Here is a 22,754-nt window from a genome sequence, read left to right as displayed (position 1 = left end):
CATGGACCTGAATTGCATGGACTGGACCCCTACAATCTCGGAGCTATCAGGGCCGCGCTACCAGCGCATCGTCGATGCCATGGAAGCCGACATTGCCTCCGGCCGGCTGGTGCGCGGCCAGCAACTGCCGACCCAGCGCGCCCTCGCAAAAGCGCTCGACATCGATTTGACCACCGTGACACGCGCCTACACCGAGGCGCGGCGCCGCGGAATTCTGGAGGCCCGCGTCGGACAGGGCTCGTTCGTGTCGGAGACCAGCGCGCGCCGCGCAGTCGACCTGCCGCATCCCGTCGCGATCGACCTCTCGATGAACGTGCCGCCGCATCCGCTCGAGGCGCAGCTCGACGAACGCATCATCGCCGGGATGGAAGCCATCCGCGCGCAATCGGGCCTGACGGCGCATCTCAACTACCAGCCGCCCGGAGGCAGCGCGCACGAGCGCGAGGTCGCGGCGCGCTGGATGCGTGCGCGCGTTCCGCACGCGCACGCCGACAGGCTCGTGATCTTTCCCGGCACGCAGACGATCCTGTTCAACCTGCTCGCTGATCTCGCCCGGCCCGGCGACGTCGTGCTGACGGAGGCGCTGACCTTCCCGGGCATCAAGGCCGCCGCCGCGCGGCTCGGCGTCAAGTTGGTCGGCGTCGCGATGGACGACGGCGGCATCTTGCCGGATGCACTAGCGCGAGCTTGCCGCACGCATAGCCCTAAGGCCGTCTACTTGATCCCGACGCTGCATAATCCAACCACCGCGACGCTGTCCGCCGAGCGCCGCAGCGCCATCGCAAGGATTATCAGCGATGCCGATACGATTCTGATTGAGGACGACGCCTACGGACTGCTCGATCGTTCAGCCTCACCGATCGCCAACCTCATTCCGGAGCGGACCTATCTCGCGACCACGCTGTCAAAATGCATCGCGCCGGCCCTGCGGGTCGCCTATCTCGTGACGCCCGACAGCGCCGCGCAGCAGGAGATGCGCAGCTATTTGCAGGCCACCGTGCAGATGCCGGCACCGCTGATGGTCGCACTGGTCACGCATTGGATCGAGACCGGCATTGCCGATCGCATCATCACGGCCATACGCAACGAGGCGATCGGCCGCCAGCAGCTCGCGCAGCGCGCACTGAAGGGCGTTCAGTTCCTGGCCAAGCCTGCGGCCCACCATCTGTGGCTGCGTCTGCCGGAGGGTCGTCCCGACGTCGCGGCTCATCTGCTACGGAATGGGCTGGCCGTCGTCGCGGGCGACGCCTTCACCGTGGACGGAACGGCGCCACATGCAGCACGCGTTTCGCTCGGCGCCGCGCGCAACAGGGCGGAATTGACGGAAGCCCTGCGCATCCTCGTCGGCGCGCTGCATAGGCCCGCCGATACCAGGCAGATCGTCTAGATCAATGGTGATGACGGCGATGGCGGGAGCGAACGACCGGCGCGACGCCTGACGGATAGGCCGCGTAGGCCTCGCTCGGCGTCACCGTCTCGCCACGGGCCGCGCGCCCGGCAGGCGTCAGCTGACCGCCATTGAGCACGTCGCGGTCGGGATGGGCGGCCTGATAGGCCGCAGGCTCGGAAAACTGCGCCTGCGCCATTGTCGGCATCAACGCCGCCGCCGATAGCAGCGCAGCCGCGACGGCGGTCTTCGTGCGGGTCATGGTTCTTCTCCATCATCTGGTTCGGGGGACAGGCGAAACGCATGATGGCGTCGGGCGGCCCCCGCTTGAAGTACGACCACCATGTAGGCCCGTCTTCCGCGAACGCCCGTCTCTGGGGATCACGCTCGCGTGCGGTTTTGAAATTGACCTCCAAGGCCGCAGCCGTGCTATGCGGACAGTCGCGATCAACAGTTCGGGATCGCCCATTGCGACAAGGACGATCTGTTGGAAACGAGCACCTACGCGCTGCTGCTGTTCGGCGCCTTGGCCGGCGGCTTCGTCTCGGGCCTCGCAGGCTTCGGCACGGCGCTGATGGCGCTTGGCATCTGGCTCTACGTCCTGCCGCCATCGCTGGCGGTGCCGCTGGTGCTGATCTGCTCGGTGATCGCGCAGACCTCGACGCTGCCGTCGATGTGGAAGAGTTTCGATCTCTCGCTGGTTTGGCCGTTCCTGATCGGAGGACTGATCGGCGTTCCGCTTGGGACCATGATGGTCGCCTCCGCCGATCCGAAGGTGTTCAAGCTGAGCGTCGGCATCCTGCTGCTGATCTTTTCGAGCGCGCTCTATCTGAACAAGAAGCCGCTTGCCATCAAGTTCGGCGGCCGGATCGCGGACGGCGCGATCGGCTTTGCCGGCGGTATTCTTGGCGGCCTTGCCGGACTGTCGGGACCGCTGCCGATCCTCTGGGCCAACATCCGCGGCTGGAACAAGCATGAGCGGCGCGGCATCTTCCAGCTGTTCAATTTCACGGTGCTCGCGACCGCGCTGATCGTGCAGACCGCGTCAGGCCTCGTCGCGTTCAAGGTGGTCTGGCTCGCGCTGATCGCCTTTCCGGGCACGCTGATCGGCGCATGGACCGGCGCGCGCGTCTACCACGCGCTGAGTGACAAGCATTTTGGCGATGTCGTGCTCGGCCTGCTGTTCCTGTCGGGCCTCGGCCTCGTCTGGAACAGCTTCAACAGTTTCGCACCCCACTGACGAGTGTTCGCCGGTCGAGCCGCATCCCCCGATCGGAGGATGCGGCGAGCCGGAAACATTCTTATTGATTCCGGCTCAGAAGCTCAAGGTGGCGGCACCGCCCTTGATCAATTCGTGCATCACGCTCGCACCGGAAATGACAACGCCATCCAGCAGGTCCTCTTGCGCGTAACCGCGGCTCTTGACGCAGGGCGTGCAGGCCCAGAGCTTGCCGCCCCTGTTCATGAAATCGCGCAGCATGGCGGCGAGCCCATCGAGCGGCTTGACCTGCGTGAGATCGGCGGCGCCGTGCCGCACGATGTCGACACCGGCACTGGTCAGGAAGATCGAGACCTTCAGGCCGGCCGTCATCCCGCCGAGCGCGATGGTTACGCCAACCGACGACAATTCGTGGTCGATGCCATGCGTGATGACGACGACCAGATCACGTGCCTCATTGTTCAAGTTGCCTACCTCTTCAATCGTTTTGCGAGGTTTCATCCTATGTCTCTGTGGATCGGCCGAACATGACCAGGACCCCGCAAGTCTTGCCCGAAACGCCGGCTGACCTTCTCTCCGAGGTGCTGGGCAGCATGCATCTTGCCGGCACCGTGCTGTTCCGCGCCGAGTTTCGCGAGCCCTGGGCGATCACGACGCCGCAAGCATGTCAGCTTGCCAGGCTGTTGCCGCTGCGCACCGAGCGGATCATCCCCTTCCACATCATCGCATCGGGCGGCTGCACGATGGAGCTGGACGGGCTCGCGCCGGTGCGGTTGAACGAGGGCGACGTCATCGTGCTTCCCTACGGCGACAGTCATCGACTCCGCGGGCGCGAGCCGATCGTACCCATGCAGGTCGGCGGCCTGCTGCCGCGCCCGCCGTGGACGGACATTGTCGTCCTCGAGCATGGCGGCGCCGGTCCCAGCACGAGGATCATCTGCGGATTTCTTCAGTGCGACGAACTGCTCTGTCACCCCGTGCTGCGTCATTTGCCCGTATTGCTGCACGTCAGTCCGGAAGGCCCCGCCGACGAATGGCTGGCCAGCACGATCCGGCACACCGCCGCGGAAGCAAGCACGCCGCGGCCGGGCTCGCGCAGTCTGCTGCATCGTCTGGCGGAGTTGATGTTCGTCGAGATCCTGCGCAACCACATTCAAGGGCTGCCCGCGAACGAAATCGGCTGGTTCGCCGCCATCAACGACCCGATCGCCGGCGCGGGCCTGCGGCACCTGCATGCCATGCCGCTCCACGACTGGACGGTCGATAGCCTGGCGCGCCGGATCGGGGTCTCGCGCACCGTGCTGGCCGAGCGCTTCAAGCACTTTCTCGATCAGCCGCCGATGCAATACCTGGTTCACTGGCGTTTGCGGCTGGCCGCTCACGCCCTGACCTCAGGGGCGACGCCGATCAAGTCGATCGCCTGCCAGACCGGCTACGAATCGGAAGCGGCGTTCAGCCGGGCCTTCAAGCGTCACTTCGGGGTGCCGCCGGGAGTCTGGCGCAGACGGGGGCCTTCGAGCCCGTCGGTCGCCGCGGCCGCCCCGCCGCGCTTTCCGCCAAGCGCCATGCCGCCGGCGACGCCGACGCCGAGCACGTAGATCCAGCCCGACGTGAAATCGAACAGATGCGTGTTCAATAGCGAGGACAGCATGTTCTGCACGACCACCAGCAAGCCGATCCAGCAGGCCAGCCCGTCGCCGCGAAACATCAGCAGATGCGAAAACCACAGCGCATAAAGGATCAGCACGCCGACGGCGCCCCACTGCACGGCAACGCTGAGCGTCTGGTTGTGCGGGTTGCTGACGATCTCGCCCCGCAGCGGATCGACGTGCGCATCGACGGCGACGCTCGCGAACAGGCCGCGGATCGACCCAGTGCCGTGACCGATCAGCGGCGCGTCCGCGACGAACCCCAGGGACTTCCGCCAATATTCCAGCCGCGAGCCCATCCCGCTGACCTTCCTGTCCTGCATGCTCATCTCGTAGTCGCCCCGGAATTTCGCGATCGTCGCGCGCAGGGGCGGCGAGACGGTCCAGAGCAGGACGGCCGCCAGCAACATTGCGCCGGCGGCGATCAGCGCCGTGCGGCGGCGCAGATGCAGCAGCGCGAACGCCATGAGCAGGAGCGGCAGCGTGACCAGTGCCGTGCGCGAGACCACCACGAACATCATGTTGGCGAGGAACCCGACCGCAAGCAGCGCGAACAGCGCGGCGATCCGAACGCGGCCCTGCCGGAACAGCATCACGGCAGGATAAAGCACCGCGATGGCACAGAGCGCGAACTCCTGGCTCTGGTCGATATAGTTGCGCACGGCGATCCCGCTCTCGACCTTGTAGGGTCCACGCGACAGATAGAGTTTGAGCGAGAGGCCGGGGTCGAGCGCGACGACGAAGGAGTAGAGCATCAGCAGCGCGCAGGACGCCAGGAACGCCGAGAACACCCAATTGCCGTAGGGCCAGCGCTCGAACTGGTAGATCAGGAGCGGGATCACCAACAGCTTTGCCGCCGGCGCGAGGGCATGGATTCGCTCCGGCCAGGGCGCATCCGACCAGAGCGTACCGAGAGCGGCGAGCGCGACCAGCGCGATCGGCAGCAGGCAGACCGGGCGAAGCAGCGAGCGCGGAAACGCGCGGAGATCGAGAAAGGCAAAGGCGATCAGCCAGGGGATCAGCGCAAATGTCAGCCCCGTCGTGCTCCACGGCAGCAGCAGCGCGATCAGCGCGACGAAGCGGGCCGGCGTGCGGTAGCGCGCCGCCCAGATTGCCGCGAGCCAGGACACCGGCTTCTGCTCGTTCGTCGCTCCGTTCATTCAGCCCTTCTGCCACCCATCCCCACGGCGCGGCAAGTTAGCCGGAGCCGCGGGGATGGAACAAGCCGTCGTCACGCGGGCTCACGGAGCGGCGCGGCCGGCTCGACGACCAATGGCTCCACAGCCGTCTCCTGCGGCGACAATGCAAGGCGCTTGTCGAACTCGCGGCGCAGCGACCAGACACTCAGGGCGGCCTGCAGCGTTGTCGTTGCGATCGACAAATACCATACGTGCTCCATCCGGAAGCCTGGCCACGTCGAGAGCCAGATCGACGGCAGGGAATACGTGAGGACCCGCGTTGCCGAGGTCCACAACACCGGCTTGGTATTGCCGAGCCCCTGGAACATGCTGGAGCAGGTGAAGATCAGCCCCTGCGCCACCATGTTGAGCGAGACGATCCGCAGAAACAGCGAGGCGACCGCCATGGTCTCCCGATCGTTCGAGAAGCCGGCCAGCAGCAGACCCGGCGCGAGCTGCGCGGGGATCAGCAGAGCGACCATCACGGCGGTGGCGATAAGCGCGGCCTTGACGAAGGTCTCCCGCACCCGCACGCCATTGCCGGCGCCGAAGTTCTGGCCGGCAATCGGCCCTGCGGCGAGGGCGACGGCGAGCGCCGGCATCTGGATCAGGCCAAGGACACGCATCCCGATGCCAAATCCGGCCTGCGCCGCCGGGCCGAAAACGCTCAGCACGTAATAGCCCACTGCCACGATGATGAAGACCATCACGAACTCGCCGCCCGCGGGCAGGCCGACATTGAGGATTCTCTTCCACTGCCGAAGCTGCGGACGCCATTGCGCGGCATGGAAAGCGACGTAACGCTCCAGCCTGAGGAAATACCCGAGCAGCATCAGCACGCCGATGAACACGGCGATCGAGCTGGCAAGGCCCGCACCGGCGACGCCGAGCGCATACCCGGTGCCCCAGCCCGAAATCAGCACCGGCGCCAGCGCGATGTTGATCGCTACGGCCAGCGCCTGCACCAGCATGCTCGGACGCACGATGCCGGTCGCCCGCAACGCGGACGCCATCACCTGCGAGGCGAATTGCAGAGCCAGCGCGGGCATGAACCAGAGCAGATAGACGGTTCCGGCCTCGACCGTGGCTTCGTCGGCCGCTACCGCGCGCATATAGGGGCGCGACAGCGCAAAACCCGCGACCAGGGTCAGCAGCCCGAACAGCACCGACAGGGCGACCGACTGGTTGAAGATCAGATTGGCATCGCTGCGGTCCTTGCGCCCCACGGCATGCGCCATCAGCGCCACCGTGCCGACGCCGAGCACCTGCATCAGGGCGTTGACGAGAAAGCCGGCATTGCCGGCCGCGGCGACGCCTGCGACCGCCGCATCGCCCAGCCCCGAAACGAAGTACAAATCGACCAGCTGGCAGATCATGATCGTGACCATGCCGGCCATGATCGGGGGCGACATCTGCAGGATATGGCTCACGATGGAGTCGCGTGTCAGGTCCTTCATCTCATTCCATTTCCGGCGAGGTCGCGACGGGACTTTCGTCCCGCCGCCCGCGCCTCATTCCGCCGCTACGATGCGTCCGAGCTCCACGACCTGGCGCTCGAACAGGCCGCGATAGAGTCCCCCTGGCTTGCCCGCGAGCATGGCATGGGTGCCCTGCTCGACGATCTCGCCGCGGTCGAACACCAGGATCCGGTCGAGGCTGCGCACCGTCGACAGCCGGTGCGCGATCACGATCGAGGTGCGGCCCTTCATCAGCCGCTCCATCGCCTGCTGGATCAGCGCCTCCGATTCCGAATCGAGACTCGAGGTTGCCTCGTCCAGGATCAGCACCGGCGCGTCCGCCAGGAAGGCACGCGCCAGCGCGACGCGCTGCCGTTCGCCGCCCGACAGCTTCACCCCGCGCTCGCCAACCAGGGTGCCGTAGCCCTTCGGCAGGCGCAGGATGAAGTCGTGCGCGTTTGCCAGCCGCGCCGCCTGCTCGATCGCCTCGAGGCTGGCGCCGGGCCGGCCGTAAGCGATGTTCTCGGCGAGCGTCCGGTGGAACAGGATCGGGTCCTGCTGCACGATCGCGATCTGGCTGCGCAGCGATTGCTGCGTCGCCAGCGCGATGTCCTGCCCGTCGATCAGCACGCGGCCGCCGGAGACGTCGTAGAGCCGCTGCACCAGCTTGACGAAGGTCGTCTTGCCGGAGCCGGAGCGGCCGACGAGGCCAACCCGTTCGCCGGCGCGGATCGTCAGCGACAGCCCGTCGTAGAGCGGCGCGCGATGGCCGCCATAGTGGAACGTGACGTCGTCGAACACGATCTGGCCGCCCTCGATGACGATCGGCCGCGCGTCGGCCGCATCGGCAATGCCGATCGGCTCGTCATGAATCGACACCAGCTCCTCCATGTCGTTGACCGAGCGCTGGAGGTTGTTGAAGTGCATGCCGACGTCGCGCAGATAGGCGTGAATGACGTAATAGCTCGTCAGCACGTAAGTGACGTCGCCGGGCGAAGCGTGCCCGGACATCCACAGCAGCACCGCCCCGCCGATCACGGACCCCCGCAGGCATAACAGCATCGAGAGCTGCGCCATGGCGGTGTAGTTGTAGCGAAACCACGTCCGCCGCACCCGCACGCGCCAGCGATTGATGACGTGCGCGAGCCGCGAATCCTCGCGCATTTCGGCACCGAAGGATTTCACCACGGCGTTGCAGGTCAGCGCATCCGCCAGCGTGCCGCCGACCTTGGTGTCCCAGGCATTGGAGATTCGCGCAGCCGGCGCGATGTATCGCGTCGAGAACAGCACCGTCATCGTGACATAGGCCAGCGCGCCGAGCGCGATCACCGCGCCAAGCGAGGCCCAATGCGCGCCGAGCAGGATCACCGACCCGATCAGCACGATCAGCGAAGGCAGCAGCGCCAGCAGGATGGTGTCGTTGAGCAGGTCGAGCGCCCACATGCCGCGCGTGATCTTGCGCACGGTGGAGCCGGCGAACGAGTTGGCGTGCCAGTCGGTCGAGAAGCGCTGCACGCGCACGAATGCGTCCTGCGCAACCTCGGACATGATCTTCAGCGTGAACGGCACGATCGCCTGCAGGCCTGCCAGCCGCAGCACCATCGACGCCGCGCCCAGCGCCACGATGGCGCCGAACGCGACCAGTGCCGCGTGGCGCGCATCCGGATCGGACGGACCGTGCGTCAGCGCGTCGATCAAATGTCCGGAGAACACCGGCATGAACAGGTCGGCGGCGGTCGCCCCCAACACGCTGCCGACGATGACGAGCGTGCGCCCCGGCTGCTTCAGCCAGTGCCGGAACACGAAAGGCAGCACCACGCGTATCGCCGCGGGCTTTTTTGACAGAGCGGTCATGGCATCATCCGGCCGCTTTTGGCGCGGGCCGGCTCCATCGATGGACACAGGCCGGCCACGAGGGCCGAAACGGCGTCACTTGAGACTGATTTTGACTTGGGAAGCGGAGCGATCGGGACTTGGAGCCCAATCGAAGCTGGCGGAAAGGACCTCTAGGAGGTCGAGCAGATACCGAGCCAGAACATCATCGAGCGCGGGCGGACGATCTGCGAATGCGACGAAATCATGCAAATCTCCTCTCGGTTCGAATGAATGAGGTGCGCTTTATAGATGTGTCGTTTTCGGTTTGCAACGGGGCCGGCGCAAGATCACGGACGAGTGTTGCAATTTGGTCCGCTCCTTCGAACGGAGGACCTCGCAAAGCGCCGCTGTCATTCCCCGCGAAGGCGGGGAATCCAGTAGGCCGGGGCTTCTCGGTTCTGATCGCGCTGTCTCGGCGTACTGGGTCGCCCGGTCAAGCCGGGCGACGACACCGATCGTGTCGCCTCAATGCGCGTCGCCGCCGCCGGTCAGCGACGCCGGCTTGTTCAGCAGCGTGACCAGGAGGCTGAGGCCGAGATAAAACACCGTGAGCACGAAGAACGCATCGCCAAAGCCCATCACCACGGCCTGGCGGTGCACGATCTGGCTGAGCTGCTTCATCGCCATCAGCGAGGCATCGCCGAGACCCTGGAACTTCTGCTGCAGCATGGTCAGGGTTTCGGTCGCGGTCGTATTGCCCCAGGTGACGCGCTCCTGGAGGCGGGTGATGTGCAGATCAGTACGGTCGTTGAGCACGGTGTTGATGACGGCCAGGCCCACGGCGCCGCCGAGATTGCGCATCAGGTTAAAGAGGCCGCTCGCGTTCTTCACCCTGTCCGGCGCCAGCGTGCCGAGCGCGATATTGTTGGTCGGGACCATCGCGAACATCATGCCGACGCCGCGCAGGATCTGCGGGATCAGCAGCTCGTAGAAATCGTAGTCCCGGGTGATCCATGTCATCTGGTAGGAGCCGATCGCGAACACGATCAGCCCGAACGCGATCATGTAGCGCATGTCGACCTTCACCATCAGCCGGCCGACCAGCGGCGCGATCAGGAACATGGTGATGCCGGAGACGAACATGGTCTCGCCGATCATCAGCGCGCTGTAGCCGCGCACCTCGGCGAGGTAGCGCGGATAGATGTAGGTCAGGCCGTAGAGACCGATGCCGATGCAGAACTGCAGCACGCAGCCGATCGCAAAATTGCGATTGGAGAAGGTGCGCAAATTCACGATCGGCTCGGCCGCCGTGAACACGCGCCAGAAGAAGGCGATCGCCGAGATCGCGCAGATCCAGGCGCAGATCGCAACGGACGTATCCTGCATCCACGCATGGAGCGGACCTTCCTCCAGCACGTATTCCAGCGTGCCGAGGAAGCCGGCCATGAACGTCAGGCCCCACCAGTCGAAACGGTCGAGCAGTTCGAAATGCGGCTCGTCGAAATCAACGAGCGCCAGCACGCCGATGGTGATGCCGATGCCGGGCACGACGTTGATGAAGAACAGCCAGTTCCACGACATCAGGTCGGTGATGTAGCCGCCGACCGTCGGCCCGATGGTCGGCGCGAGCGTCGCAACGAGGCCGATGATGGGACCTACGATATGGAATTTGGAGCGCGGGAACACGGTATAGGCCGAGGCGAACACCGTCGGGATCATGCCGGCGCCCAGGAAGCCCTGCAGCGCGCGCCAGAGGATCATCTCCTCGATAGTGGTGGCAAAGCCGCAAAGCAGGCTCGAAACCGTGAAGCCGGCCGCCGAGATCGCGAACAACAACCGGGTGCCGAAAGCGCGCGACAGGAATCCCGACAGCGGGATCGCGATGACTTCGGCGATCAGATAGGCGGTCTGGACCCAGGCGACTTCGCTGGAGCTGGCCGACAGTCCGGCCTGGATTTCGCTGAGGGATGCCGAGACGATCTGGATGTCCAGGATCGACATGAACATCCCGAACACCATGATGATGAAGGCGAACAGCCGCTTCGGCGCGATGCGCTCCGAAGCGGGGTTCGCCATCATGTCAGGCGAGGCGGTGGTGGCGGTGGCCATTGTTCAGCTCGGGTTAGAGCACGCTGCGGATTGGATGCACCTCTCCCGCAAGCGGGAGAGGTCGGCGCGAAGCGCCGGGTGAGGGTTCTTTCCGCTTGGGGATTGTCCCAATGCGGAGACACCCTCTCCCGCAAGCGGGAGAGGGTGCGCACCTGCATTCGACGCGGCGGCGCGGCTCATGTCACAGCGCTTATTGCGGATGGACCATGGTGGGATCGTCGAGATCAATCTCGCTGTCTGCGTCGGCTGCGCCCTTGTTGGTGTCGACCGTCGCATAGACCGACATGCCCGCACGCAGCAGGTTCTGCCTGGCGACCGATTTCGGCACGCGGATGCGGACCGGCACGCGCTGCACGATCTTGGTGAAGTTGCCGGTGGCGTTGTCGGGCGGCAGCAGCGTGAACACCGAGCCCGAGCCCGCCGCGATGCTGTCGACGACGCCGGAGAACTTGCGCATGCCGTAGGCATCGACCTTGATCGTCACGGGCTGACCGGGACGGATGCGCTTCAACTGCGTTTCCTTGAAGTTGGCGTCGATATAGACATTGTCGAGCGGCACGACATTGCCGAGCCGCTGACCGACAGCGACGAAGTCGCCGGCACTGACGAGACGGTTGGAGAAGACACCGTCGACCGGCGCACGCACGGCGGTGAAGGCAAGATCGCGCTCGGCCTTGGCGAGCGAGGTCTTGAGCTCGGCGAGCTGCGCCTGCGCTTCGGCCTGCTGTGCCTTGGCGACATCGACATTGCTGACGGCGACATCGTAAGCGGCCTGCGCGGCCTTGACCGCGGCGGCGCCCTGGTCGCGTCCGGCTTCCGAAGTTTCGAACACCGCCCGCGAGGCAAAGCCCTTGCTGTTCAGTGCCTGCTGGCGCTCATAATCGAGGTCTGCGCGCTTGAGGCCCGCCTCAGCCGAGACCAGCTGCGCCTTGGCCTGCGCGACCTGGCTGTCGAGCGCGGCGACCTGTCGGCCGATGCGATCGATGGTGGCCTGCTGGGTCGCGATCTTCGTCGTGGCGGCATCGACGGCGATCTTGTAGTCGCCGTCGTCGATGCGCAGGACGATGTCGCCCGCGCGCACCGACGTGTTGTCGCCGGCGAGGATCGAGGAGATGTGGCCGGCGACACGCGCGCCCAGCATGGTGTTGTTGGCGCGGACATAGGCGTCGTCGGTCGAGACATAGAAGCGGCCGACCAGCGTGTAATAGCCGGCATAGCCGGCTGCCGCGAGCGCCAGCACGAGGCCGATGCCCATCATGACGAATTTGCGCTTGCCGGACTTGCCGGCGGCAGGCGCGCCGGGCGCGGCTGCATCGGGGGCCGGCTTGTCGGTCACGGGCTTCTCCGGCGCCTCGCCGCGGCGCTTGGCTTCCTCGGCCACATGAGAGCGCAACTGCTCGGCAAGCGCGGCGGACTTTCCGGTTGTCACGTCACTGCCCGCCTGCTCCGCCGTCGTCTCCACCGCTTCCTGGCGAAGAACGCGCGCAGCCTGGTCTCTCGATACGGCCATAAAGGCCTCCCCAAAAATAGCGCGATCAAGGACGGCCGTTATGCGGCCGGTTTCCCTCTCGCCTATCCCAAATACCATTGACCGAACGGTTCGGTCAATATAGATAATATACCCGAGCGGACCGTACTGGCCCGAATCCTTTATTTGGGTTTCATGGTTTGGGCCCGATCCAAAACCTTCCGAGACGCTGAACCAATGGTTGTAGCCGGCCGCGAACATCTGCACGTCCTCCAAGAGGAGGACAGCTCCAAGCGCCGCCAGATCCTGGACGGGGCCCGCAAGGTGTTCATGGATCTCGGTTTTGACGGCGCCAGCATGGGCGAGATCGCGCGCGCGGCCGCCGTCTCCAAGGGTACGCTCTACGTCTACTTCGCCGACAAATGCGCGCTGTTCGAAGCCATCCTCGAACAGGAGGCGCTCGATTACGGCCAGGTCGCTTTCAATTTCGACCACGCTCGCGATGCCGAGACGACGCTGACGGATTTTGGCCGGGCCTACATCCACCTGCTCTGCCGGCCCGGCGGCGGATCGGCGATCCGCACCGTCATGGCGATTGCGGAGCGCATGCCTGACGTCGGCCGCCGCTATTATGGACGCGTGCTGGACAAGACCATCAACCGTCTGTCGGACTATCTCAAAGCCCATGTTGCCTCCGGCGATCTCACCATCGACGATTGCGATCTGGCGGCCTCGCAGTTCATGGAACTGTGCAAGGCCTCGCTCTTCCTGCCTTTCGTGTTCCAGGCCGCGCCCGCGCCGTCGGAGGAGCGCATGACCGAAGTGGTGGACAGCGCGACGCGGATGTTCCTGGCGGCGTATCGGCCGAAGTAGCGACAAGCCGGCCGTGCGTTGCAGGCCATTCGGGCGACGCTATATTTGGGCTCATGTCCCGTGATCTTCGCCCGCCCGTCGATATCCTCCACTACGAGATCGTTCAGGAACAGGCCTCCGCGCTTGGACGGATGGGCCGCACGCTCGAACAGGCGCTCACACGCTTGCGCGAGTTCGACGCCGCCCATGCGCTCCCGGAGGTGCCGGCCTCCATGCAGGCGGCGAGGCGCAAGCTGGTAATGGAAGCAGGGCAAGCGCTCTGGATGTTGGTGGTGCAACGGGAGTCATCCGGCCTCCGCGACAGCCGCCACATCATGCGGACCTACAACGTCCCGGCCGAGGTGCAGCGTTGCATGGGGCTGGTCCCCGCACCGTCGAAGCCGACCTCGACATGACTTTGCGCAGCAGCCTGCGCCAGGGCTTGTACCCATAAATCGGGAATGCCGTCTGACGCCTGCTATGCCCCGATAGCGGCGCGAAAGCGAAACGTCGCAGGACTTCCGCCTTGGGGTCAGAAGCGGGCATCGCGAGCGACGGTGTGATATAGCCAATGCACGCTAGCCTCTGGGAAAAAGAAGATGCCACGCCCCCTCACCCCCAAAGAGCGTGATTTGGTTGCTTTTATTCTAGGTCAGCATTCACCCTTGCAGGGACATTTTGGCCTCGTAGAGGACATGAACGACGGTGGGATGGGTAGCCTTCTCTTCGCCGGTGCCGCAGACCGGCGTCTTGGCCGATGTATTGGCGAAGCCGAATTTGACGATGCCGATGGAGTGCTAGTATCGGTCGCCTTGAACCTCGATCAGCGCGACGAGCTGTTTGAACTTGATCTTTGGAAAGTCGACTTTTCGCCACTACAAAGGATCCCCGCCATAGGTGATGTCCGACCTCCACGCGGGTCGGCACAGAAGCTCAGATAGCCCGACTTGAAGCCGCTCGAACTGGCTCGGCTAGGGGTCATAAGCAGTCGATGCCGACCAAGCGGGGCAACTTCTGCTTGGCCCTCGGAATCTGACGTCTATAAGTACAAGCCCTAGTCCGTCACCTGCCTCCTCAGCGCCGTGAGATCGTTGACCACCATCTTGGTCGGACCGGTCGCGATGATGCCGTCGTCCTGGAGGCGATTGAGGATCAGGCTGATCGACTGCCGCGTCGCGCCGATCATGCGCGCGAGATTGGCCTGCGTCACGCGGCCGAGCGAGATCGGGCCGCTCTCGTCCTGCGCCGCGTTCTCGCACAGCTTGACCAGAAGCAGCACCAGCCGTTCGGCCGCCTTTTGCCCCGCCAGCGTCTGCGCCAGCATCGAATAGGTCTCGCCCTTGAAGCCCAGGCATTCGATCAGTGCGACCGCAAACGACGGCGACTGCGCGATCAGCGTGCGGATCGCATCCTGGTCGAGATGCAGGGCCTCGACGCGCCCAAGCGCGCGGGCCGACCAGCTGTGGCGGTGATCGCCGAGAATGTAGGGAGCTCCGACGAAATCGCCGGCCTCCCAGGTCGCCAGCATCAGCTCGCGCCCCTGCGTGCCCGCATGGGTGCTTTCGACGACCCCGTTCAGGATGATGTGGATGCCGTCCGCGGGCTCGCCTTCCCGCAATAGATATTCGCGGTTCTGGTAGGTGGCCAGCCTGCCGGTGCGCATCACCAGGTCCAGATCGGGCTTGTCCAGCGCCTTCAGCACGTAACGTCCGGTCCCGGCCCTTCGCAGCTCGGCGCACGGCTCACCTGGATCGGCCACCTCATGCGCATGACTGCGCTCCACCATCGGTCTCCCTTCGAGTGACGGCTCGAAGGCTAGGAGTTCCCGGATCGGATTGCAACGCGCCGCGAAAGCTCAAGGCCGGGCCGCCGCTCCTGTGAATGCGCAGGCCAGGTCGGTGAGCAGGCGCTCCCGCCCGGCCGGCGCCAGAAAGGTGACGCCGTAGGGCACGCCGGCCCCGGTCACCGCATTCGGCACCGCGATGGCGGCGAGCCCGAGCGGATTGGCGTAGTTGGTATAGTAGCCGTTGTTGAAATTCGCCGTCAGCGGATCACGCGCAACATCAGCGATGCTGAGGATGGTGCCGACCGTCGGAACAACCAGCGCGTCGTGCCTCTCCCAGAACGCGCGAAGCGAACGCTGGACGTCCTTCACCTCATAAAGAGCGCGGTAGGTATCAGCGGCCGTGAACTTCCGGCTGCCAATGACGAGATTGCGCACGATCCTGACGCCGGCATCGGGATTGGCATCGAGGAAGGCGCCGACCGAGACATCCCGCTCGGCCAGGAACGGCCCGAAGAACATCAGATCGTTGATCGAGGTGAACGGCGAGAAATCGACCGGCGTGACCGGCAGATCGAGCCGACGCAGCCTGTGAAGCGCATCGCCGAACAGCCGCTCCGTCTCTACGTTGCCGAAGAATTTGAGCTGATCGAGGAGCGGCGTCGCGATCTTCAGCGGGCGCGCCGGCGACGCCTGCTCCGTCCAGCCGGCAAAATCGACCGGCGAAAAGCAGTCCTCTGGATCGTGCCGCGCCAGCACGCGATAGATGTCGTAGGCATCGTCCGGCTGCTGCGTATAGAGCGATATGGTATCGAAGCTCCGGCACGCATAGACCATGCCGCGCTGGCTGAAGGCCCCGGGCGCGGGCTTGAACCCGGTGACGCCGCAATAGGACGCCGGCACCCTGCCCGATCCGCCGGTGTCGGTGCCGAACGCAAAGGACGACGTCCCGGTCGCGACCGACACCGCCGCGCCTGAGCTGGAGCCGCCGGGAATATAATCGGGATTGTGCGGGTTGCGCGCGATGCCGTAGGGCGAGCGCACACCGACGAGCCCGGTCGCGAACTGGTCCATGTTGGTCTTGCCGACATAGATCGCGCCGGCGGCGATGGCGTCGGCCACCACGGGACTCGTATCCTTTGCGACATAGGCAAATTCCGGACAGGCCGACGTGGTCTGCTCGCCCGCGACGTCGATGCAGTCCTTGACCGAGAACACGAGGCCATAGAGCGGCAGCGCGTCGATCTCGCCGATCCGCGCCTCGAGCGCGCGGGCGGCGGCGATGACGCTCTCGGGTTTCGCCGTCGAGATCCAGACGCCGCTCTGGTCGGCGGCGTTCAGGCGGGACAACACATGCGCAGCCACGTCGGATGGCCTGAGCACGCCACCGCGGTAGGCGGCACGAAGGTGCCGGGGGGAGATATCCATGTCGGTCACATGCTTGCGGGAACGGGAGGTGCCGGCGAGGCAAGCCCGCCGGCAGCCGGCCTCAACGGCCGACCACTTTCTCCAGATAGACAGGCTGGATGAAGGCTTCGAAGTCGGCGCGCGGCAGCAACCTCGGCAACCGCTCCTGCTTCACCAGGAAGTCCGCAGTCGAGATCAGCGTATCGACGAACTTGCCCTTCTTCGCGGATGTGCCGAGATATTCCTCCGTAAGCTGCTTGCTGCACGGAACCATGCCGGTGCCCTTCATCATCCGTGTCGCGTCGGGAAGAGGAAGCGACAGCTCCTCCGCGATGATCTCGGCCGTCTTCTCCGGGTTCTTCAGCCAGAAATCGATCCCCTCGCACTCGGCCTTGATAAACTTCTCGACATAGGACGGATATTTCTCCGCGAACGCGTTCATGACGACGCCGATATCCCAGGTCGGATAGCCGCGCTTGGTCATCTCGCCCGAGGTAATGAGGATCTTGCCGCCGTTCTTGACGGCCTTGTCGAGGTTGGGCTCCCAGAACCAGGCGGCATCGATGTCGCCGCGAAGCCATGCCGCCGCGATGTCCGACGGAGCGAGGTCCAGTATCTTCAGCGAGGCAGGATCGACGCCCTCGTCCTTCAGGGCCTGCAGCAGCAGATAATGTGTCGTCGATCCGAACGGCGCGGCGACCGTCTTGCCCTTGAGGTCTTTGAGAGACGTAATGTTCTTGTCGGTGCGGACCACCAGCGACTCGACGTAGTCGAGCAGGTTGATCACCAGAATGCCCTTGATCGGCAGCGCCCGGGTCGCGCCGATCGCGGTCGGCGGATTGCCGAGGCCGCCGAAGTCGACGTCGTTGCCGGCGATCGCCCGCAGCATGTCGCCGCCGCCACCGACCTTGACATATTTGATGTCGACGCCCGGCATCTCCTTGGCGAGCAGGCCGAGATGCTTGGTGACGAGCTGCGCGTTCACGAGGTTCAGATAGCCGACGGTCACCTTCGCCGGCTTGTCCTCGGCACGCGCCATCGCCGTGAGCGCAAGCGTGGAAACAACAAGGGTCGCAATCAATCTCTTCATCATATCGGTCTCTCCTCGGTCAGGATCAGGTTCGGGCCCACGGCATCAGAAGTCTTGCGATGCCGCGCATCATGAGGTCGAGCACGACGCCGGTGAGGCCGAGCACGATCAGGCCCATGATGACGACGTCGGACAGCAGGAATTTCGCGGCGTCCCAGATCATCCAGCCGATGCCGGCTGAAGCCGCGACGATCTCGGCGGCGACGAGAACGGTGTAGGTGAACCCCAGCGAGATGCGCATGCCGGCGAGGATCAAGGGTCCCGCCGCGGGCAGATAGACATGGAACAATAGATGGCGCCTGTTTGCACCGAGCGACTGCGCGGCGCGCACATAGACGGGATCGACGCTGGCGACAGCCTGGATCGTCGAGATCACGATGCCCGGCAGGCCGGCGAGGAACAGCAGCGACAGTTTCGAGCTCTCGCCGATACCGAGCCACATCACCAGCAGCGTGTAGAGCCCGAGCGGCGGCAGCGGCCGGTAGAACTCGATCAGCGGATTGAGCAGCGCGCGCGCATTGCGCGACACGCCCATGAGAACGCCGAGCGGAATGCCGACGAGACAGGCCAGCGCGAACGCGGTGAGGATGCGATAGAGGCTGGCACCGAGATGCTGGAGCAGCGTCGCGCCCTGATATCCCCTGGTCATGGTCTTGACGAACGCGGCCCACACCGCCTGCGGCTTCGGCAGGAACAGCTCGTTGGCCCAGCCCATCTCCGTCACGATGGCCCATGCCGCCAGCAGCATGGCGACGGTGAGCGTCGAGAGCAGCATCGATCGCGAGACCTTTGGCAGCCGCAGGCTGCCCCGTCGCGTGCGATCGGCCGGGATCGGAAGGGCCATGGGGCTTGCCTCGGCGCTCATGCGCGCACGCCCAGAATCTGCATGATGGTCAGCGCGTAGATCCGCGTCGCCATCACCGACTTGGTGATCGAGATGTTCTCGTTGTCGACCGCCCATCCGTCCTCGCCGGGACCGAAGGTCACGGCATTGATGCCGGCCTCGCGAAAACGGATGGTGTCGTTGAAGGCGTTCTTGCGGTTGACGCCGGGCTCGCGGCCCATCATGCGCTTGTAGACGTCGCGCAGGGAGCGGCACGGCTCTTCCTCGACCGGCACCGGCTCGGTCGCATTGACGAACAGCGAGCCGGGCACCTGGCGCACCCCGACCTTGACGTCGTTGACGCCCGCGAACGTCTGCTGCCCGAGCCGCTCGATGTCGGAGATCACGCTGCCAAGCGTCATGCCCGGGACGATGCCGACCACCGCGAGCGTGATGGTGCAGGCATCCGGCGAGAACTGCATCTCGCCGGGCAGGCCGCCGCGGATGCGCACCACCGAGCAGCAGGGCGGCGTGTGTCCCATGAACGTGCTCGGCACGTGCGTGAACGCCATCTCCTTCAGCTTCGGCAGCAGCTTGGCCGCCTCCATGATGGCGTTGACGCTGATGTCGGGGCGCCAGATATGCGACTTGATGCCCTCGACCGTGACCTCGACCAGGCAGTGTCCGGAATTGGCCACCGAGAGGTTCATGCCCCAGTCCTTGCCGACATCGCCCCACGCGGTCGGCTCGGCGGTGATCTCGTAGTCGGCGGTGAGGCCGACCTTGTTCAGCATGTAGATCGAGCCCTCGGTGCCGTTGCGCTCCTCGTCGACGGTGTAGCAGCACATCAAGGTGCCATCGAATGTCACGCCTTCTTCGACCAGCACCTGCACCGCGAGCAGCGACGCCGCGAGATTGCCGCGCGTGTCGGAGGTGCCGCGCGCGTAGAGCAGGTCGCCGTGACGCGTCGCCTTGAACGGATCAAAATCCGTCATGTGCCACTTGTGGGGCTCGACGGCCGGATAGGTGTCGAGATGATCGTTGAGGATCAGCGACGGCGCGCCCTCCCGCCCCTTCAAGACGCCGAGCACGTTCGGCCGGTGCGGCTGCGCGCTGTGTTTTGTCACTTCCATGCCGAGAGCTTCGAGCTTGCCCGCGACCAGCATGGAGATGGCTTCCTCCTCGGCTGGCGGCAGATCGGGATCGAGCGGATTGCCGGAGCGCGGCTGTCCGGTGCGGATCAGCTCCGATGCCAGCTCAAGCCAGCGCGCCTCCGTGATGCGCGACAGCACGCGCTGCTCGAGATCGGAGGTAGGCGGGGTGACGGACATCTGCATGACGGGTTCCGATGGCTCACAGCGCCGGCCGCGCCGCTTCGTTGCAGCAGTCTCATTGCAGCGACTGTGCCAACCGCCGTCGAACCCCGTCAGGTTGCGATTAGCGGCGACAATTCAATGCCTTGGAGGAAAATCCCGGCTGCGCAAATTTTTGCGCGCAAGATTTGCATTGCCGAAGACGCAGCGCTCGCTGCCTGCGGCCGGCCTCGCAATCGCGGGCCATCCGTCACATCAGGAGGCGATCTCTTCCATTCTGCACCACGCGTGCAGGATGCTCCTGTCCTGCCTTGCAAGCGCAAAGCAATGACCCCCTCCGGCCGGCTGATCGTGGACGCGATTGATCGGATGCCCGGCATAGTGGCAAAGCAGCAGCGTGCCGACGGCACCGTGGCCGACGAAGAGAACATCGCCGTGACGATCTCGCGCCAGCACCGCCTCGACCTCGCGCACGATGCGCGCCTGCGCGTCCACCGCGCGCTCCCAGCCGCGGACGCTCAGATGCGGCTCTGCGAAGAACCGGTCGGCGACCTGCTCGAACTCGGCCGGCTTCAGGAAGCCGGTCGCCGAACGGTCGTTCTCATGCATGGCCGCGCGAATTTCGATCATGATCCCGAGTGGGCCTGCAATGATCCCCGCGGTCTCCACCGCCTTGCGCTCGCCGCTGGAGATGATCTGCGTGGTGTTCGCAAGCCAGGGCGCCTGCGCCAATGTCTCGGTCCGCGCGCGTCCGACCGGGCTCAGGCCCCATTGCGGCACGGGCACATCGGGGTCGATCTGCACCTGCGGATGGGTGAGATAGCGGACGATGCGGGCGGTCATCTCAATCGTCCGCGTACTCGTCCTCTTCCTGCTTGCGCGTCGTGCTCTTGCGCGAGCCGAGCGAGCCGGTGACATAGGGATCACGCCGGCCGGCGTAAGGGTTGCGCTGCTGGGCCCGCCCGGCGACCTCTTCGCCGGAGACGGCGGCGGGCTGACAGATCAGGCGGCGGCTGGCGCGGCGCATCAGGTCCACGTGGATGTGATCGTAGTGGTAGACGTTGGAGCCGGGCGCGAGCACCGTGGTGAAATGCACGCACGCGCCGGACTGCACGTCGCGCAGGAAGCCCTGTTCTTCCGGCACGCCGCGCCAGCCATCCTTCACGGTGACGCGGCGGCCATCGGCGAGCACGAAGGCGGCGATATCGAGCGCATTGCCGAAGGCATGCTCGGAGATGTGGGCGCGCGAGTTGCCGTTCATGCCGCGGCATGAATAGGCGGAGATCTGCTTGATCTCGGCGACGCGGACGCCGAACCAGCGCATCGCCGAGGGCTGCACGGTGTCGGCGAGCCAGCGGTCGAGTTCGGACACGATCGGACAGGCCAGCGTCGCGGTCGGCTTGATTGCCACCGGGCCGACGGCGGTGACGGGATTGCCCTGTGCAGGGCCGAGACGCGGCAACGGTTGCTGCGCCGGCGGCTGCGAATAGGGCGCCGCCGATCGCACCGGATAGCTCGGCGAATTCATGTAGCGCGCGGCGCCCGCAGCATCGGTGCCCTCGGGCGGCAGGTCGATCTCGTCTTCCTGGGGCGCCACGCCGGGTGCGTTCAGCGACACCGGGCCCGATGGCGCGCCATAGCCGGAGGGCTGGCGCACCGCGCTCTCGGGATAGTTCGAGCGTTGCGGATAGTTTTGGCTCTGCGGATAATTCGAGCGCGGCTGCGTCACCGGCCAGCGCGGCTGGTTGCCGACGCTCCCCGGCGGACGCAATTCTTCATCGGCAAAGCCGTAGCTGCTGGAGCCTTCACCGAGGGCGGCAACCTTCAGCGGATACTCGGCGCCACACATGCCGGGTCCGGAGATCGGCTCGATGCGGACGATATCAGGGCTTTCCTTGACCGCGCCGGACTTCAGACAAGCGGCTTCGGCCTCGGCCCGCCACGGTTCGCGCTCGGCCTGGAAAAAGCCGCGTCCGCAACCCGCAAGCGAAACAAGGACGATGGAGCCGACGAGATACAAACGAACTCCGCGCGTCATGCACGCACGTTGGGTGAATTTACTTAAAGACTCTTCAACATGTTGATTTCACCGTTCTTTAACCATAGCGGGCCGCGCGCGCCCGAATGCCCCCGGCGCCGCGCGACAGCAAGGCTGACTTTTTCGGAAAGAGACTCTCTGTTAACCATAAGTCGCGCGTAGGGCGGTGCGCGTGGGGGCAAGCCCAGGAGCAGCGTCATGACGTTCGCCGGGAGACTGAGCGTTGTCACCGCGTATCTCGCCATGGCTTTTGTCGGCGCCATCGTGCTCGGCATGATCTAGCAACGACGATCGACCAGATCACCCCACAGGCTGCGCGGATCTACGACCGCGCTCCACTCCATTGCCGTGAGGTCGTCATCAACTGCTCCCGGTGCTCCTCGACCCGCGTCCAGTCGTTGCCGGTGCACCAGAAGTAGCCGAGCGCACAGGCTTCGACGCGAAGTTTGCCGGAGGCCGTCAACGTCATCCTGCCGTAATAGGTGCTGCCGCTGGAGCGGCTGTAGATGCTGCCGGTCCAGACGTCGTGCGTCTTCGGCTTCATGTTGACGAGCACGCTCTCGCCCCGGTTCGATGCTTCGGTGAGCACGAAACCACACAGCGCGGGGCCGCAGCGTTCGATGCGAACCGTGCCCTTGGCACCAGTGCTCTCCCATTCGCCGAGCGGCGAATAGGCCGGCTCCTCGTCGCCGCGCTGTGCGATCGTCGTGCCCTGCTTGATCTCGGGTTGCGGGGCAACGACCGGCGGCTCCAGACGCGGCGGGGCGAGCGCAACAGTCTTCGGTGCATCGAGGCGCGGCAGATCCACCCGCGGAGGAGCAGGCGGCGCGACGGGCTGCGAGTTCGTGGCGGCAAGGACGGGGGCCGGCGGAGCTGGTGGCGGAACCACGACAACAACTGGCGCCGGCCTGATCGGAGCGATCGGCTGCGGCGCCTGCACGACCGGTGCAGGCGCAGGCACCGGTGCCGTCCCGGCATCCTCCGTCGTCCGCAGGCTGCGGCCGTAAATCGAAACACAGGAACTGGACCGGCAATTGCGGGGCGCCTCGACTTGGAACCGGTGGCCGCCGATCGAGAAGGCGTAGGAACCGGCCTGCGCCGCGGGCGCACTCGCCGCCAGTGCGATCACCATGCCAAGCGAAGCCACAAGCCGCGTCATCGACCCC

20 protein-coding genes and 1 pseudogene are annotated in these 22,754 nt (G+C 65.4%); 6 read left to right on the top strand and 15 right to left on the bottom strand.

Features of this window, described 5'->3' with window-relative positions:
* Positions 1 to 16 precede the first annotated feature (16 nt).
* Positions 17 to 1,387 (top strand): aminotransferase-like domain-containing protein, encoded by a 1,371-nt coding sequence (locus tag FNV92_RS08645; protein ID WP_168213297.1) that lies wholly within the window; start codon positions 17 to 19, stop codon positions 1,385 to 1,387.
* Between the two features lies 1 nt (position 1,388).
* Here FNV92_RS08645 and FNV92_RS08640 read toward each other — a convergent pair whose 3' ends face one another.
* The gene (locus FNV92_RS08640) at positions 1,389 to 1,649 is read right to left on the bottom strand and encodes a hypothetical protein (RefSeq protein ID WP_143841326.1); all 261 of its coding nucleotides are present in this window, start codon (positions 1,647 to 1,649) and stop codon (positions 1,389 to 1,391) included.
* 225 nt (positions 1,650 to 1,874) lie between these two features.
* Between FNV92_RS08640 and FNV92_RS08635 the strand changes: the two genes are divergently transcribed.
* Positions 1,875 to 2,627, top strand: a complete 753-nt coding sequence (locus tag FNV92_RS08635; RefSeq protein WP_143841327.1) for a sulfite exporter TauE/SafE family protein — start codon at positions 1,875 to 1,877, stop codon at positions 2,625 to 2,627.
* Between the two features lie 75 nt (positions 2,628 to 2,702).
* Here the strand turns inward: FNV92_RS08635 and FNV92_RS08630 are convergent, their stop codons facing one another.
* Positions 2,703 to 3,071: a DsrE family protein gene (locus tag FNV92_RS08630; protein ID WP_244623742.1), complete on the bottom strand. Its 369-nt coding sequence runs from the start codon at positions 3,069 to 3,071 to the stop codon at positions 2,703 to 2,705.
* 62 nt (positions 3,072 to 3,133) lie between these two features.
* Between FNV92_RS08630 and FNV92_RS08625 the strand changes: the two are divergent.
* Positions 3,134 to 4,054, top strand: a pseudogene (locus FNV92_RS08625) (AraC family transcriptional regulator); the annotation flags it as partial.
* Between the two features lie 23 nt (positions 4,055 to 4,077).
* Here the strand turns inward: FNV92_RS08625 and FNV92_RS08620 are convergent.
* From FNV92_RS08620 to FNV92_RS08600, 5 genes are all read right to left on the bottom strand, one after another.
* Entirely contained in the window at positions 4,078 to 5,415 is a 1,338-nt protein-coding gene (locus FNV92_RS08620; protein ID WP_143841329.1) for an O-antigen ligase family protein, read from the bottom strand.
* A gap of 71 nt (positions 5,416 to 5,486) precedes the next feature.
* A complete protein-coding gene (locus tag FNV92_RS08615) occupies positions 5,487 to 6,890 on the bottom strand; it encodes an MATE family efflux transporter (protein WP_143841330.1) in 1,404 nt (467 codons plus the stop codon).
* 54 nt (positions 6,891 to 6,944) lie between these two features.
* Positions 6,945 to 8,744, bottom strand: a complete 1,800-nt coding sequence (locus tag FNV92_RS08610; RefSeq protein WP_168213298.1) for an ABC transporter ATP-binding protein — start codon at positions 8,742 to 8,744, stop codon at positions 6,945 to 6,947.
* A gap of 486 nt (positions 8,745 to 9,230) precedes the next feature.
* Positions 9,231 to 10,814 (bottom strand): DHA2 family efflux MFS transporter permease subunit, encoded by a 1,584-nt coding sequence (locus FNV92_RS08605; protein ID WP_143841332.1) that lies wholly within the window; start codon positions 10,812 to 10,814, stop codon positions 9,231 to 9,233.
* A gap of 190 nt (positions 10,815 to 11,004) precedes the next feature.
* Positions 11,005 to 12,324, bottom strand: a complete 1,320-nt coding sequence (locus tag FNV92_RS08600; protein WP_143841333.1) for an HlyD family secretion protein — start codon at positions 12,322 to 12,324, stop codon at positions 11,005 to 11,007.
* 195 nt (positions 12,325 to 12,519) lie between these two features.
* On the opposite strand from FNV92_RS08600, the gene FNV92_RS08595 reads away from it, so the two are divergent.
* From FNV92_RS08595 to FNV92_RS08585, 3 genes are all read left to right on the top strand, one after another.
* Positions 12,520 to 13,155, top strand: coding sequence for a TetR/AcrR family transcriptional regulator (locus tag FNV92_RS08595; protein WP_015684243.1), 636 nt, complete (start codon positions 12,520 to 12,522; stop codon positions 13,153 to 13,155).
* Between the two features lie 53 nt (positions 13,156 to 13,208).
* Positions 13,209 to 13,550 carry a DUF6665 family protein gene (locus FNV92_RS08590; RefSeq protein WP_143841334.1) on the top strand — a complete coding sequence of 114 codons (342 nt, stop codon included), beginning with the start codon at positions 13,209 to 13,211 and terminating at the stop codon, positions 13,548 to 13,550.
* A 183-nt stretch (positions 13,551 to 13,733) separates the two neighbouring features.
* On the top strand, positions 13,734 to 14,075 hold the full coding sequence (locus FNV92_RS08585; protein ID WP_143841335.1) for a DUF6984 family protein: 342 nt from the start codon (positions 13,734 to 13,736) through the stop codon (positions 14,073 to 14,075).
* 113 nt (positions 14,076 to 14,188) lie between these two features.
* Here the strand turns inward: FNV92_RS08585 and FNV92_RS08580 are convergent, their stop codons facing one another.
* The 8 genes from FNV92_RS08580 to FNV92_RS08545 form a co-directional block, all read right to left on the bottom strand.
* Positions 14,189 to 14,920: a Crp/Fnr family transcriptional regulator gene (locus FNV92_RS08580; protein WP_244623743.1), complete on the bottom strand. Its 732-nt coding sequence runs from the start codon at positions 14,918 to 14,920 to the stop codon at positions 14,189 to 14,191.
* 69 nt (positions 14,921 to 14,989) lie between these two features.
* Entirely contained in the window at positions 14,990 to 16,345 is a 1,356-nt protein-coding gene (locus FNV92_RS08575) for an amidase family protein (RefSeq protein WP_143841336.1), read from the bottom strand.
* Between the two features lie 61 nt (positions 16,346 to 16,406).
* Positions 16,407 to 17,417: a taurine ABC transporter substrate-binding protein gene (locus tag FNV92_RS08570; RefSeq protein ID WP_143841337.1), complete on the bottom strand. Its 1,011-nt coding sequence runs from the start codon at positions 17,415 to 17,417 to the stop codon at positions 16,407 to 16,409.
* A gap of 22 nt (positions 17,418 to 17,439) precedes the next feature.
* Positions 17,440 to 18,258 carry an ABC transporter permease gene (locus tag FNV92_RS08565; protein WP_244623744.1) on the bottom strand — a complete coding sequence of 273 codons (819 nt, stop codon included), beginning with the start codon at positions 18,256 to 18,258 and terminating at the stop codon, positions 17,440 to 17,442.
* 17 nt (positions 18,259 to 18,275) lie between these two features.
* Positions 18,276 to 19,574 (bottom strand): M20 family metallopeptidase, encoded by a 1,299-nt coding sequence (locus FNV92_RS08560; protein ID WP_143841339.1) that lies wholly within the window; start codon positions 19,572 to 19,574, stop codon positions 18,276 to 18,278.
* Between the two features lie 231 nt (positions 19,575 to 19,805).
* On the bottom strand, positions 19,806 to 20,393 hold the full coding sequence (locus FNV92_RS08555) for a histidine phosphatase family protein (RefSeq protein WP_143841340.1): 588 nt from the start codon (positions 20,391 to 20,393) through the stop codon (positions 19,806 to 19,808).
* A 1-nt stretch (position 20,394) separates the two neighbouring features.
* Positions 20,395 to 21,588: an extensin-like domain-containing protein gene (locus FNV92_RS08550; RefSeq protein ID WP_041748105.1), complete on the bottom strand. Its 1,194-nt coding sequence runs from the start codon at positions 21,586 to 21,588 to the stop codon at positions 20,395 to 20,397.
* Positions 21,589 to 21,910: 322 nt separating this feature from the next.
* The gene (locus FNV92_RS08545; RefSeq protein WP_143841341.1) at positions 21,911 to 22,747 is read right to left on the bottom strand and encodes a DUF2147 domain-containing protein; all 837 of its coding nucleotides are present in this window, start codon (positions 22,745 to 22,747) and stop codon (positions 21,911 to 21,913) included.
* Positions 22,748 to 22,754: the final 7 nt, after the last annotated feature.

Origin of the sequence: Bradyrhizobium cosmicum, assembly GCF_007290395.2 — a bacterium.
Taxonomy (GTDB): domain Bacteria; phylum Pseudomonadota; class Alphaproteobacteria; order Rhizobiales; family Xanthobacteraceae; genus Bradyrhizobium; species Bradyrhizobium cosmicum.
This window is presented reverse-complemented; position numbering and strand designations above follow the sequence as displayed.